The 13,591-nt window shown below is 53.3% G+C and carries 10 protein-coding genes; 4 read left to right on the forward strand and 6 right to left on the reverse strand.

The window, feature by feature from the left end; genetic code table 11:
* Nucleotides 1–23: 23 nt before the first annotated feature.
* Complete coding sequence (locus JFC11_RS01190) at nt 24–2,264, reverse strand: ATP-binding protein (RefSeq protein ID WP_198348521.1); 2,241 nt, start codon at nt 2,262–2,264, stop codon at nt 24–26.
* Nucleotides 2,265–2,291: 27 nt separating this feature from the next.
* Nucleotides 2,292–2,798 carry a putative pterin-binding protein gene (locus tag JFC11_RS01195; protein WP_198348522.1) on the reverse strand — a complete coding sequence of 169 codons (507 nt, stop codon included), beginning with the start codon at nt 2,796–2,798 and terminating at the stop codon, nt 2,292–2,294.
* Nucleotides 2,799–2,953: 155 nt separating this feature from the next.
* Here JFC11_RS01195 and JFC11_RS01200 point away from each other — a divergent pair, with 155 nt between their 5' ends.
* Entirely contained in the window at nt 2,954–3,694 is a 741-nt protein-coding gene (locus JFC11_RS01200; RefSeq protein ID WP_198348523.1) for a response regulator transcription factor, read from the forward strand.
* Nucleotides 3,695–3,760: 66 nt separating this feature from the next.
* Here the strand turns inward: JFC11_RS01200 and arfA are convergent, their stop codons facing one another.
* The 3 genes from arfA to JFC11_RS01215 all read right to left on the reverse strand — a co-directional run bounded on the left by arfA (nt 3,761) and on the right by JFC11_RS01215 (nt 7,668).
* Nucleotides 3,761–3,910: an alternative ribosome rescue factor ArfA gene (gene arfA / locus JFC11_RS01205; protein WP_084183661.1), complete on the reverse strand. Its 150-nt coding sequence runs from the start codon at nt 3,908–3,910 to the stop codon at nt 3,761–3,763.
* Nucleotides 3,911–4,070: 160 nt separating this feature from the next.
* Nucleotides 4,071–4,970 (reverse strand): uroporphyrinogen-III C-methyltransferase, encoded by a 900-nt coding sequence (cobA, locus tag JFC11_RS01210; protein WP_198348524.1) that lies wholly within the window; start codon nt 4,968–4,970, stop codon nt 4,071–4,073.
* Nucleotides 4,930–7,668 carry a nitrate reductase gene (locus JFC11_RS01215; protein ID WP_198348525.1) on the reverse strand — a complete coding sequence of 913 codons (2,739 nt, stop codon included), beginning with the start codon at nt 7,666–7,668 and terminating at the stop codon, nt 4,930–4,932. Before JFC11_RS01215 ends, cobA begins: the two co-directional genes overlap by 41 nt.
* Before the next feature lie 655 nt (nt 7,669–8,323).
* Here JFC11_RS01215 and JFC11_RS01220 point away from each other — a divergent pair.
* The 3 genes from JFC11_RS01220 to nirD all read left to right on the forward strand — a co-directional run bounded on the left by JFC11_RS01220 (nt 8,324) and on the right by nirD (nt 12,635).
* Nucleotides 8,324–9,661: an NAD(P)/FAD-dependent oxidoreductase gene (locus JFC11_RS01220; RefSeq protein ID WP_198348526.1), complete on the forward strand. Its 1,338-nt coding sequence runs from the start codon at nt 8,324–8,326 to the stop codon at nt 9,659–9,661.
* Nucleotides 9,661–12,183, forward strand: coding sequence for a nitrite reductase large subunit NirB (nirB, locus tag JFC11_RS01225; protein ID WP_198348527.1), 2,523 nt, complete (start codon nt 9,661–9,663; stop codon nt 12,181–12,183). Before JFC11_RS01220 ends, nirB begins: the two co-directional genes overlap by 1 nt.
* A gap of 62 nt (nt 12,184–12,245) precedes the next feature.
* Entirely contained in the window at nt 12,246–12,635 is a 390-nt protein-coding gene (gene nirD, locus JFC11_RS01230; protein ID WP_198348528.1) for a nitrite reductase small subunit NirD, read from the forward strand.
* A gap of 23 nt (nt 12,636–12,658) precedes the next feature.
* Here nirD and JFC11_RS01235 read toward each other — a convergent pair whose 3' ends face one another.
* A complete protein-coding gene (locus JFC11_RS01235) occupies nt 12,659–13,546 on the reverse strand; it encodes a MurR/RpiR family transcriptional regulator (protein WP_198348529.1) in 888 nt (295 codons plus the stop codon).
* Nucleotides 13,547–13,591: the final 45 nt, after the last annotated feature.

The following is a 13,591-nucleotide window of genomic DNA, read 5'->3' on the forward strand; positions in this document are numbered from 1 at the left end:
AAATCTCACACCTGCACCTTCAACTATTTCACCCCCAGTAATCCGTAAACCATCAAAGCATCGATGGTTTTTTCTTTAACAACCTCCAAATCATTAATTAAAGATAGTAGGTAACTCCCACCATCACTCGCTGGCTTCTCTATCTTTTCAGCACAGTCAGCAATAGCGGCACACCCTAAAGAGGCAGCGGCCCCTTTGAGTGAATGAGCTTCTTTTCGTAGCAACTCGTAATCTTCCGTCATACATGCATTTCTCAGCTTGGTCATTCGTGTCTCCAAGCGACGTATAAAATTATCAACTAATACATCCAGAGCTGCCGTATCGAACATTTCCTTTAACTCATTACATATTCTTTCATCCAACACACCACTTTCTTGAACTTCAGATAAGCCAACATCTAATTTTTCACACACATTAGGCTGGAGCTCTTCATCCACACAGGAATAGGGCTCAGTGGCAATATACTGATGAATTAAGCTCTGCAATTCCACACGTGTAAAAGGCTTATTAATCATATTATCCATGCCACTTTCATAACAGCGTTCACGATGCTCAGGCATCACATTAGCGGTCATAGCGACAATGGGTAATCTATCCAGTGAATGCTCGGCTTCGAAGGCACGCCACTGCAGGGTCGTTGTGGGACCATCCAAAATTGGCATTTGCATATCCATTAACACAAGATCGATCGACGAATACTCTTCTTGGAGATGCTGTAATGCTAGCTGGCCATTGTCTGCGATAGTGACGAGTAGGCCCAGCTGCTCAAGCATCACCTTAGCAACAGTCTGGTTAATCGGATTATCTTCAACAACTAATATATGATGATTCGCTAACAACATCTCTTGTTCGCGATGCAAATAACCATCAATGCACTCGGTCTCGGCTAAAGGAACTGAGAACCAAAAGCGGCTACCTAACCCCACCTGGCTAGTTACACCTATTTCTCCCTTCATAGCCTGCACAAGCCGTTTACAAATGACAAGCCCCAAACCTGTTCCTTCATGGCGGCGCGCAATGGATGTATCTACTTGAGAAAAAGCTAAAAAAAGGCTCTCCTGATCTTCAGCAGCAATGCCACACCCCGTATCGTGCACCTCAAATAGAAGCAGCCCATCTAAATCTAGCGACGCGCGGAACTTAACAAAACCTTCTTCTGTAAATTTTAATGCGTTATTAATCAAATTCATAATGACTTGGCGCAGGCGTGCAATATCTCCCACCACATAATGGGGTAGCGACACATCAATAGAGTAACTAAACACAACAGGCTTGGTATTTCCCTGAAGTACATACCCTGTGCACAGTGCTTCGATACACTCTCTTAAATCAAAAGGCTTCGCATCCAAATCAAGTCGACCACTCTCAATCTTGGTATAATCCAAAATATCGTTGATAACGGCGCGCAAACTATCAGAGCTGCGCTTGAGAGATGAAAGGTACGCTTGGCCCTTAGACGTATGCACCTCCTCACTTAACAAGTCTGCCATTCCTACGACGCCATTAAGCGGCGTGCGAATTTCATGACTCATTACTGCCATAAACTCAGACTTAGCTTGGCTAGCAATTTCTGCACGCTTAGCGGTCTCTCTTAGCTCTATACTCTTTTCTTCCAGCGCTAGAGCTTTTTGAAGACTGATCTTTCCTTCCCGAATTAGCGCTCTTACCAACAACCCTCCTGAGAACATCAATAAAAGTAAGATCATCAATGCCACTGCGTACAGCTGCGTCATTGTCTGGCGTTCAGATGTCCTTAGCACAGCGACACTGGCGTTCGTATCTATTAAAATATTTCCAGTGTAGCGCTGTAACTCAATCACTTGGCTCAGTAGCTGCTCAATCACGGCCTCATTAACAGTGCCCGAACTCGCCCAAAGGGGTTCAATGATAGCGTCTATCTCCTCAATTAACGTACTCGCTTTTTCTACCAGTTCGTTAATACCTTCAATCTTCGAAATAGCCAGATAAATATCACCGCGCTGAAAAAGAGCTTTTCTACTGTATAAAATTTCAAAACGTAGTAGCAGATCATCAACAGACGCATTATCAATTTGCATATCCACTAACGTAATGTGTAGCTCCCTAACCTCTCTATCAAATTGATAGCCTGTCCATACCAAGTTTTCCAGCAACCTATTTTCAATCGCATGTTGGCGCTGAAAAATAACGCCACCAATAATGATGGCGGAAAGAAAAAAGAGGATTGCTGAGAAAGTAGCAACCCTTACGCGACGCGAAAAGTAATGCTTCAAAATGGGCAACATGGCGTCTACCTAGTGGTACTACCCGCGCTATTTGACCTCTATCCGTTTTACTTGCCATACGGAACGCGTGAGGATCTCTTCATTCAAAAGCGAAGGATTTTCATCGAAGGGATAAATAATAAACAGCGGCCCGTGATCTCGAATTCTGAGTGGCTGACCATTCGCACGCATGGCTAAAATGACCTCGTGGTCGTAAAAATCACTGACAGGCACCATCGAAGAGTAGTCATTGAGCGCTACGACGTTCATCTGATCCCCTTCAGCGCCAACGGCTTCTAATAACGCCCTTCCTAGCGGGCCCGAAAAGTTGACGACACCATCATGCCAAGGCGTGCTGGTCTGCGTGCTCCGCTGCGTTAGCGCCTCTAGCATGGTTTTATCGAAGTGCGCTTCATTGTCCACGTTGGTGTGAGTAATGTTGCCCGTCACTTCGAGAATAACGTGGCCTGTTGGCGTTTCCAGTGCCAGTGCGCTGTGGGCAATTAGCGCACTGGCAATAAAAAGAACTGCATTATTAATCAAATACTTAATCATGGCCTAGCCTCCACATTGGTTAACGTAGTATAGCGCCATGATCTCAGCGTTAACTGTGAACCTTTGTGTCGCTTACTTTACTTCAACTAGAATCAAAATATGCGTTTCCCGGCAGTAGTGTGGAGTTGATCACACGATAAGATAGGTAACTCACTATGCATATCGGCGTGCTTGAAGATGATCTCGACCAACAAGCGTTTATCGAGCTGTGCCTGTCGTCCTCGGGGCATCAGGTATCGCTCTTTGGCAGGGCAAATGAGCTAAGGCGCGCAACGCAAGAGCAAAGTTTTGACTTCCTAATTATCGACTGGCGATTGCCTGATGGTTGCGGTATGGATGTCGTAGGACATTTGCGCCAACACGATGGTTGGAGAGGTCCGATCCTGTTCATCACCGCTAGCCAAGGTGAGGACGACGTCGTGCAGGCGCTAGAGCAAGGCGCCGATGATTTTTTGGCTAAGCCCCTCCGCCCTAAAGAGTTTTTAGCTCGCGTGAGCGCTTTAGGGCGCCGCGCAGGTTACGACACACCTCGACCTTCAGCCACGTGCCCCACCGCTTTTACTCTTAATACGGAAGATCATACAATCAGCATCGAAGGGCGAATGATTGATTTAACTGAGAGGGAATATCGTCTTGCGACCCTCTTCTTCTCTAAAATTGGTGAGTTACTCAGCCGCCCCCATATACTTGAGCTAGTATGGGGAATTAAGGGAGACGTCCCCACACGCACGGTGGATACTCATGTCAGCCGCCTGCGCCGCAAGCTGGAGTTAGACGGCCGCCACGGTCTTCGGCTGCGCAGCGTTTACCAGTCAGGCTATCGAATGGAAACGTCATCAACCTCCCCCTCATCAATACCTACTAAAAAAGCCGACCCAATAGGTCGGCCAAGCTGATGAGAGTTGCTCGGTAAAAAGGCCGAGCAATAAGATGCCTGGGGAAGGCATCGCCAAAACGCCTGCTCAAGCGGCTTGGCGATACCCTCTCCCGTCACTCTTACCTTTACGGGAGTAACTACCCTTACCTTTTTTCGGTGTTTGCTGCTGCATTTTGAACATAGGCGTTCGCAGCTGCGCTTTCAGTGCGTTATCGCGTATCTTGCCTTTTTTCACGGTGTACTCCTCAGTCTTTGAAAAAAACAGTCTTTGAAAAAACAGACATTAACAAACGCTTGTCTGGCAGCGCAGTAGTTTACCTAGCCCCACTATGGCCGCCGTCCTATTGGTTTCGCCGCTTGTATGACCCAATGAGATTGATCAAGTTCCCAATGCCTTACGATGACGTTTGATCACCATAAGAGGCTAACGTTCTCGCGGCAGGGCTTTCCGCCACCATGCTCACCACGCTGCCCACCATAATCAAGCACGGTGAGGGTAACGGTTGAGCAGCGAGTCGCGCGGGCATGTCCGCCAACGTGCCCACTAAGGATTGCTGTTCAGGCTGGCTAGCATTGGCTACCAACATAATGGGCCACGTATCCGGCAGGCCCGCTTGGCGAAGGCCGTGGCAGATAGCGTCTACTTTGGAAAGCCCCATATAGAACACTAGGGTTTCATCTTGACGGGCAAGGGTTGCCCAGTCCGGCGTGCCACCTTCCCGGCACAGTTGCGCCGTAATAAAGCGCAGTTGCTGGGCATGGCCACGATCAGTTAGCGGAATACCCATCCCCGCAGCGGCCGCCGAGGCAGCGGTAATGCCTGGCACTATTTCAGCAGATATTGAGGCATTCGCTAGCGCCCCCAGTTCTTCACCCATACGCCCAAATACGCCTGGGTCGCCACCTTTCAAACGCACAACCGACTTACCCGCCTGGGCAAGCGAGACGATCAGCGCGCCTATCTCATCTTGAGGCACGCTATGATGCCCGCTTGCTTTTCCCACGTAATAGCGTTCGGTGCCTGACGGTATCAGCCCCAGCACATCGTCACCCACTAAGCGGTCATAGACTACCGCATCGGCCTGCATTAACAGACGCGCTGCTTTCAAGGTGAGCAGTTCCATATCTCCACTGCCTGCACCGACTAAATACACTGTCCCAGAACGGCATTCGCCGCTAAGCGGAAGGCTTAAGCGCGTGGCTGATTCGCGGCCAAAGGGCGCTAACACCCGCTGGCTGAGGCGCATAAAGACCTCAAGCCATTTCTGGGTGAGTTGTTTGCTTAGCGCACGCATTTGGACGCTCCTCTTCAAGTAATGATTTTAATTCTGGAATACAGCTGCCGCACTGAGTGCCGCAAGCTAGTCGGGCGCCGAGGGCTTCAACACTGATATCGCCCCCACGAATTGCCTTAATGATAGTGGTTTGTCCTACTTGATGACAGCTACACACAACGGGGCCCGCATCTACCGCACCATCATCGCAACCTGCCAGTAGCCGTTGGCGATGGTGAAGGTCTAGCGTCGCGTCGTTAAAGCGCGCCTCAAGCCAAGCAAACCCCGGTAATTCTTGCGGTGGCCCTACCATTAGCCACCAGCGTAACTGGCCATTCACTATTCCTGCTGCGCGCAGTCTGCCGCTACCACTATCTTCGCACCACAGCGACGCGGGTACATCGAGCCAAGCCTCCACCGTTGCCAACCAATCGCTGACCGGGGCCCTATCAGCGAGCTGCCAGCGCTCGCAGTTACCCATAGGAATACGCGACCAATAAGTGTTTTCACACCAACTGGGGGTATCCGTACTGGTTTGGTCGTTGGCCACCAGTAGCGTTGCTTGCCAATCAATGGGCAAATTCGTTAATGCTACCGCCCCTTGCTTGGTTTCTGGCTGGCCAGACACAGGGTCGGTATAGCCAGTGATCAGTGCGCCGCTTCGGCCCTGCTTTGTAAAGCAGTCGGTCCAGTGCATAGGCACAAACACTTCCCCTTGCCGCTGGGCGTTTGAAATACGTACTCGCCCACGGTACTCACCTTCAGCTGCCGTCAGCATCGCAAGCCCTTGGTCAGCTACGCCCGCGTTGGCCGCATCCACAGGGTGCAGTTCAATAAACGGCTCTGCCCGATGATTCATTAACCGCGGCGCTCTGGCGGTGCGGGTCATGGTGTGCCATTGATCGCGCACGCGCCCAGTATTCAGTCGCAGCGGATAGGTCGAACTGAGCGCCTGTTCTGGCAGCCGCGGCGTAATCGGCAATAGTTTGGCTCGGCCATTGGCCGTGGCAAACACACCCTCTTCAAACAGCCTTGACGTGCCCCGCGGCGCAGATTGATTAACCGGCCACTGAATCGGCGAGAGCGCATCATAAGCGGCCTGCCCTTTGCCTGCCAGTCCCGAAATATCAAACAACCGCTTGCTCGTGCCACAGTTTTCAAAACCGGAGAGCCGTGCGTGCTCGTCGAAAATTTCCCATGGATGGGAGTAGCTAAACGCTTCAGCAAACCCCAAGCGTTTAGCAACTTCGCAGATAATCCACCAATCGTGTTGGGCTTCACCAGGCGGTGTCAGCATGCCGCGCTGGCGGGAGATTCGTCGTTCAGAATTGGTGACCGTCCCATCCTTTTCCGACCAACCTGACGCGGGTAGCACAATATCGGCATAGGGCAGCAGATCAGTGTTAGCAACGCATTCCGAGACAATTACCAGCGGACACGCTGCTAACGCGCGGCGTACCTTTGCGCCATCCGGCAGGCTAACGGCGGGGTTGGTTGCCATTACCCACAGCGCCGTAATCTCCCCACGGTCAATGGCATCAAACAGTTCAATCGCTTTATGGCCGGGAGCATCTGGCAGCGTAGGAATTAAACGTTCAGTGGCCCAAAAGCGGCTGACCAGATCAAGCGCACCGGGGGTATGGTAGTCCATATGCGCCGCCAGTTGATTGGCAAGCCCACCCACTTCTCGCCCGCCCATCGCATTAGGCTGGCCAGTGATTGAAAATGGCCCAGCACCCGGCAGGCCAAGTTTACCGCCTGCCAAGTGGCAATTAATGATGGCATTGCACTTATCGGTGCCGCTGGTGGATTGATTAACCCCTTGAGAATAGAGCGTGACAACATGCAGCTGGCTGGCAAACCAATAGTAAAAAGTTTCTAAGCGCTCGGGGTCGACGTCACAGGCTATTGCGACATCATTCACGCTGCTGGCACTCTGCTGAGCAGCGTTTAATGCCTCGCTAAACCCTTCGGTATGCCGTTCAAGGTAGAGGCTGTCTAGTCGACGGTGTGCTGACATCCACGCCAGCAGCCCGTTGAACAGATAAGCATCGCTGCCCGGTCGAATACCAAGATAAAGATCGGCAATTTCACAGCTATCGGTCACCCTAGGGTCGATGACCACCACACGCATCAATGGGTTGCGCTCTTTGGCAACTTTCAGGCGCTGATAAAGCACCGGATGATTCCAGGCCAGATTAGAGCCGACCAACACTACCAATTCCGCTTCTTCCAAATCTTCATAGCTACAGGGCACCGCGTCGGCGCCAAAAGCGCGCTTGTAGCCCGCCACCGCTGACGCCATACACAGCCGCGAATTGGTATCCAGATGCGGCGTGCCTAAAAAGCCCTTAAACAGCTTATTTGCCACATAGTAATCTTCCGTTAACAGCTGTCCCGAAAGATACGCGGCAACCGTATGATTGCCATGCGCGTTACGCTGCGCCTGTAAACGCCGTGCCGTTTCGGCTAACGCCTGCTCCCAGGAAACGTCTTTTCCATCCACCCTAGGGTGTTGCAAGCGGTCATTCGCGCCCAGTGTTTCATGCAGCGCCGTGCCTTTAACACACAAGCGCCCGTAGTTAGCAGGATGTTCACGATCTCCTTCCACAGCGATGACGTTGCCACTGTCTATCGTTGCTTTCACTCCGCAGCCAACGCCGCAGTAGGGACACGTGGTGCGGATATCGCCTTCAGCGAGCCGATTAGGCTTTGGCATTGCGTTTTCCTCCGGCGTTAAAAAGCAAAAAGCGCCCAAGCGAGCTTCTCAAAAGAAGCCTGCCTGGACGCCGTTGTCACAGGGGCACCCACTTTGGTGCCATACTCATCAGTGGTTTGCTGCAGTTAGTGTTGTTCGTTGCTATTTGTCATTGTGTTTTATTTGGCTAATACACTGCAATGAGCCGTTATTACTTGTTATCAACATTACTGCAATCAATAAGCCCAACTCCCTACAAAAAACAAAATAACATTCAAAAACAAAATCTTATAAAAATAACCAAATCATTTGATAGCACATTCAACCCCCGCTGTTTGCCCACTAGCGTTCTATGACCGTGCGCAGCACTCGCCAAACGCACCAATAGTGTGCGCTTACTTATTTACTCAGGCGAGAGCTTGTGGGCACATCAAAAAACCAAGCAACTGATTAGAAAGAATTAATTCATATCAAGGGAGTAGCTGGCTAATTTTTTGCTGCGTATTAAACATATGAGACAACTCGGCAGCCAACGGCGGTTGCACAGCGTGCTCATCGACGTGACTTAACGACGCTAACGGGCAACGACGCCCCTGACACACCTTTCTTAACGAAGGGCAGTGTCAGGGGCGTTTTTTTATTGCTCGACACACATGCTGAATGCAAGGAGCCACCTATGGAAACCGCTTCCCGGTGCGCATCTATCGACCACCTAATTATCATTGGCAATGGCATGGCCAGCCATCGCCTAATTGAAGCGCTGGTGCGCCATCCACGGCGCCCAACGTGTATCACTGTTATTGGTGAAGAGCCTGTACCTGCCTATAACCGAATACTGCTTTCCCCCTTATTGGCGGGTGAGCTCGCCACCGATGCGCTTACTTTCCGTGACCAAGCATGGTACGCCGAACAGGGCATTACCCTGCTTCTCGACGAAAAAGTAGTAACGATTGATCGCGACAACTGCCGTATTACTACGGAGAGCGACCGCTGCCTGGATTACGATCACTTAGTGATCGCGACGGGTTCACTACCAACGATACCCAACGTTTCCGGCATTGAGCTAGCCGGCGTCCATAGCTTTCGCGACTTGAAAGACGCCACCGCCCTAGAAGCCATCGCCCAACGTGGCGGCAATGCGGTTGTTATCGGCAGCGGCCTGCTGGGTCTTGAAGCGGCTGAAGGACTGCGTAAACGCGGCAGTGACATCAAGGTGAGCGTGCTCCAGCGCAGCGAGCGGCTGATGAACCGCCAGTTGGATGAAACCGCCGCCTGCCTGCTCGAAAACACCCTGAGCCAGCGCGGCATCCATATCGCAACAAACGCTTCGCTTGCTGTGCTGGAAGATAACGGCCACGGACACGTCCAGGCGGTCATGCTGAGCGATGGCCGCCGTTTACCCGCCGATAGTGTGATTGTCGCGGCGGGCATTACGCCCAATGTGGAGCTGGGGCAGCAGGCGGGGCTTCGCTGCGAACGTGCCATTGTGGTTGACGCGCACCTGACCACGTCTGACCCGCATATCGCAGCCCTGGGCGAATGCTGCCAATTTGATCAGCACACCTATGGGCTAGTGGAGCCGATTTGGCGTCAGGTTGACGTGTTGGCAGCCGTGCTGTGCGGCGAAACAACCGATGGTTATCAAGAAGTCACCACTGCTACCAAATTGAAAGTCAGCGGCGTAGCGCTCTTCGCATTTGGCCCTACCGAAGCAGGCCACGAACACGACGTATTGCGCTACCGCGACCCAGAAAGCGGCGACTACCGTCGCCTGCTGCTGCGCGATGGCCAACTTGAAGGGGCGGTGCTCTACGGCGATACCCGCCACGGTCCTTGGTATTTCGAACAGGCATTGGCAAGTGCTGACCTTACGGCTTGCCGCCAAACACTACTGTTTGGCCCTTCCGATGCCGAGGTACTGCAAACCGAGCACGCTGATAACGCGAACAGTCCTGCTTCCTCATCATCGGCTTCTCCATCCTCTTCTCATCTACCGACCTCAGAGGTGGCATAATGTCTACCCAAAAACTGGCAACTCCCGAACAGCTTATTATTATTGGTAACGGCATGGTCGGCCACCACCTGGTCGAACAGCTCGTCGATAACGCTGCCCTTGAGCGCTATCAGGTCACCGTATTTGGCGAAGAGCGCCATCGCGCCTATGACCGTGTACATCTCTCTGAATACTTCAGCGGCCGCGATGCCGATTCGCTCGCACTTTGCGAAGCGGATTACTACGCCACCAGTGGTGTGGAACTGCGCACAAGCGAAGCCGTCATTGAGATCGACCGCAACTCACAAGAGGTGGTCACCGAACAAGGCCGTTACCCTTACGACCGCCTGGTGCTGGCTACCGGCTCTTTCCCCTTTGTGCCGCCGATTCCCGGTAACGACCGCGATGGCTGCCTAGTGTATCGCACCCTGGACGACCTAGACGCCATTCAGGCCGCCGCCGAAAACGCCACAACTGGCGTGGTGGTTGGCGGCGGTTTGCTGGGCTTGGAAGCGGCTAACGCTCTGCGCGGCCTGAACCTGGATACGGCCGTGGTGGAGTTCGCCTCACGCCTAATGCCTATGCAGGTAGATAACGAAGGCGGTGAGCTACTGCGGGAAAAAATTGCAGCCCTGGGCGTCCAGGTGCTTACCGAGCGAGCTACCCAGCGTATCGAACCTGGCGAGACCAGCCGCCTGCGCATGGTGTTCCAGGATGACAAAGTGCTGGAAACCGACCTGATTGTGTTTTCAGCAGGCATTCGTCCACAAGATACCTTGGCACGCGAATGCGGTTTAGACATTGGCGAGCGCGGCGGCGTGGTAGTGGATAACCAGTGCCTCACCAGCGACCCGGCCATTCTGGCGATTGGTGAAGTGGCGCTGTGGAACCAGAGTATTTTTGGCCTAGTCGCCCCCGGTTATCAAATGGCCAAAGCAGCATTTTCGACGCTAACCGAAGGCGATACCCAGTTTGGCGGCGCGGATATGAGCACCAAGCTCAAGCTGCTGGGCGTGGATGTGGGCTCGATAGGTGACGCCCATGGCAATCAAAACCCCGGCGCGCGCATGTTTCGCTACTTAGACCCGATCAAGCAGGAGTATCGCAAGCTGGTGGTCTCCAGCGACGGTAAAAAGCTGCTCGGCGCCATGCTAGTGGGCAATAACAGCGTTTACGACACGCTGCTGCAGTACTACTCCAACGGCATTGAGTTGCCCGACGAGCCCGCCTCATTGATTCTGCCCCAAAGCAGCGGCGCCGCACCCACTCTCGGCCCCGGTGCGCTGCCGGAAACCGCGATGATTTGTTCATGCCATAACGTCACTAAAGGTAATATCTGCACCGCCATTGATGGCGATGCCACTGACCTTGCCAACGTCAAAGGGGCGACCAAAGCCAGCACAGGCTGTGGTGGTTGCACCGCATTGCTCAAAAGCGTGGTCGACCACGAGCTAGAAGCCCGCGGCGTAGAAGTTGATAAATCGATTTGCGAGCACTTCGCCCATACCCGCCAGGAGCTTTACGATATTGTGCGCGTGGAAGGCATCAAAACCTTCAGCGAATTGATCGAAAAACACGGCAATCAAGACACCCACTGCCTGGGCTGCGATATCTGCAAGCCCGCTGTGGCGTCTATTCTGGCCTCCTGCTTCAATGAGCCGATCACCGACGCGGCGCATATTCCTCTGCAGGACACCAACGACACCTTTATGGCCAACATGCAGAAAAATGGCACTTACTCGGTGGTGCCGCGTGTGGCCGGTGGCGAGATCACCCCAGACAAACTCATCGTGCTGGGCGAAGTGGCCAAAAAATACAGCCTCTACTCGAAGGTTACTGGCGGCCAGCGCATCGATCTGTTCGGCGCCCGCCTGGAAGACCTGCCAGATATCTGGGGCGAACTGATTGCCGCAGGCTTCGAGACCGGACACGCCTACGGTAAATCGCTACGCACGGTGAAATCCTGCGTAGGCAGCACCTGGTGCCGCTACGGCGTGCAGGACAGCGTCGGCATGGCGATTCAACTGGAGAATCGCTACAAGGGCCTGCGTTCGCCCCACAAGATCAAGTTCGGCGTTTCCGGCTGCACCCGCGAGTGCGCCGAAGCCCAGAGTAAAGACATCGGCATTATTGCCACCGAAAACGGCTGGAACCTCTACGTGTGCGGTAACGGTGGCATGCGCCCTCGCCACGCTGAACTGTTCGCCACTGACCTGGACGACGAGCAGCTCTACCGCACTATTGACCGCTTCTTGATGTTTTATGTACGCACCGCCGACCGACTGCAGCGCACCTCCGTATGGCGCGAAAACCTCGACGGCGGCCTGGAGTACCTCAAAGAGGTGATTCTGGAAGACAGCTTAGGCATTAATAGCGAGCTGGAGCGGCAAATGCAGCATGTTGTCGATAGCTATCAGTGCGAATGGGCCAACGCCATCAGCGACCCAGACAAACTCAAGCGCTTCCGCAGCTTTGTCAACGACGACCGCCCTGATCCGTCAATCATTATGACGTCCGAGCGTGGCCAGCTACGTCCCGCTTAAACACTAATGCCCTGCTTAAACACTACATAATCGCAAACCAGACAACGTTAATGAGGTAACTGATGACCGCGACCGCACTCAAGCACACCGTAAGCACCGACACCTGGCAGCCGCTCTGCACTAAAGCTGACTTAGTGGCATTTTCCGGCGTCGCTGCTTGGTTGAACACGTCAGAAGGCCCAGCCCAAGTGGCCATTTTCTACTTACCGAGGCAGCGCTCCCAAGGACAGGAGAAAGAACTCTACGCCCTTGACCACTTTGATCCGTTTTCTAACGCTAACGTCATTGCCCGCGGCATTATCGGTGATGTAAAAGGCAGCTCGGTGGTTGCCTCGCCACTCTATAAGCAGCACTTTCGCCTTGAAGATGGTCAATGCTTAGAGGATGAGAACATCAAGCTGCGTACCTGGAAAGTCGCGTTTAGGGGCGAGGAGGTATGGGTGGAGGGGTAACTGACAGTGGCTTTACGATGGCGTCACTCCCGGCGAGGAATAGCGCTCGAATAGGTGTTCAGGCTCAAGAAATGTTCATCTGCCCGCTGCAACGCATCGAGTGCCTGTGGTCGGTCATCTTCTGCCAATAAGGTGCACAGTACTTCGGAGATGGCTAAGGCGGGCGTTAACGTATGGAAAAAGCTGTCGCTTTCCGTGGGGCAAAAAATCGTCTGATCTGACAGCCCTACCAGTGGCGATACTTCACTATCGGTGATCGACAGAATCGTCAGCCCCTTGTCTTTTGCCAACTGCGTCAGTTCCAGCGTCGCTACTGCGTAAGGTTTGACGGAGACAACCAGCAAGGCATCTTCGGGCGTGGCGCGAATAAGCGCATCGCCGCCGGTTCCCGCCGGTCCATCCAGGTGAACCGAGCGGTCCCCCAACAGTGACATAACGTAATGGAAATGCCACGCCACGGAATGGCATGAGCGCAAGCCTAGCACATACACTTTTCTTACTGATTTCAGTGTATTAGCGATGGCTTCCAACCGTTGTAGTGAGTCAGGCTCACAGAGCCGGGAAATCTGAGCACTCAGCCCATGCAGCATATGCGCGGCGATATTGCCGTCGGCCGAGGCTCTAGCGCCCTCGTTTCGCTGGCGAACCTTGGCAGCAAAGCCATCACTTCCCCGCCGCAGCGCTGCCACATAGTGCTCGCGAATATCATCGTATCCTTGCTTCCCCAGGAACTTTGCAAGCCGCGTCATGGTGGCAGGCTGCACCGCCGCATGGCGCGCCAACTCGCGCATAGAAACCAGTGCCACCTCATCAGGGTGTTCCAGCACGTAGCGGGCAGCCTGCTGGAGCTGCGGCGACATGGCATCGTACTGAGCGATAATCTGCTCCCTTAAAGGGTCGCGCTGCGGCATGTGTGTTGCCTCTTATACGGCTTGTTAAAACAGCCGCCGATTTAA

The sequence above is a fragment of the Vreelandella alkaliphila genome, from assembly GCF_016107625.1.
Taxonomy (GTDB): Bacteria; Pseudomonadota; Gammaproteobacteria; order Pseudomonadales; family Halomonadaceae; genus Vreelandella; species Vreelandella alkaliphila.

Excerpts from the sequence above, each read along its gene's own strand:
- JFC11_RS01235 (WP_198348529.1), bottom strand. The coding sequence starts at position 13,546 with ATGCCGCAGCGCGACCCTTTAAGGGAGCAGATTATCGCTCAGTACGAT.
- JFC11_RS01195 (WP_198348522.1), bottom strand. The coding sequence starts at position 2,798 with ATGATTAAGTATTTGATTAATAATGCAGTTCTTTTTATTGCCAGTGCG.
- JFC11_RS01190 (WP_198348521.1), bottom strand. The coding sequence starts at position 2,264 with ATGTTGCCCATTTTGAAGCATTACTTTTCGCGTCGCGTAAGGGTTGCT.
- nirB (WP_198348527.1), top strand. The coding sequence starts at position 9,661 with ATGTCTACCCAAAAACTGGCAACTCCCGAACAGCTTATTATTATTGGT.
- cobA (WP_198348524.1), bottom strand. The coding sequence starts at position 4,970 with ATGCGTGCGCTAAGCAAACAACTCACCCAGAAATGGCTTGAGGTCTTT.
- JFC11_RS01200 (WP_198348523.1), top strand. The coding sequence starts at position 2,954 with ATGCATATCGGCGTGCTTGAAGATGATCTCGACCAACAAGCGTTTATC.
- JFC11_RS01220 (WP_198348526.1), top strand. The coding sequence starts at position 8,324 with ATGGAAACCGCTTCCCGGTGCGCATCTATCGACCACCTAATTATCATT.
- nirD (WP_198348528.1), top strand. The coding sequence starts at position 12,246 with ATGACCGCGACCGCACTCAAGCACACCGTAAGCACCGACACCTGGCAG.
- JFC11_RS01215 (WP_198348525.1), bottom strand. The coding sequence starts at position 7,668 with ATGCCAAAGCCTAATCGGCTCGCTGAAGGCGATATCCGCACCACGTGT.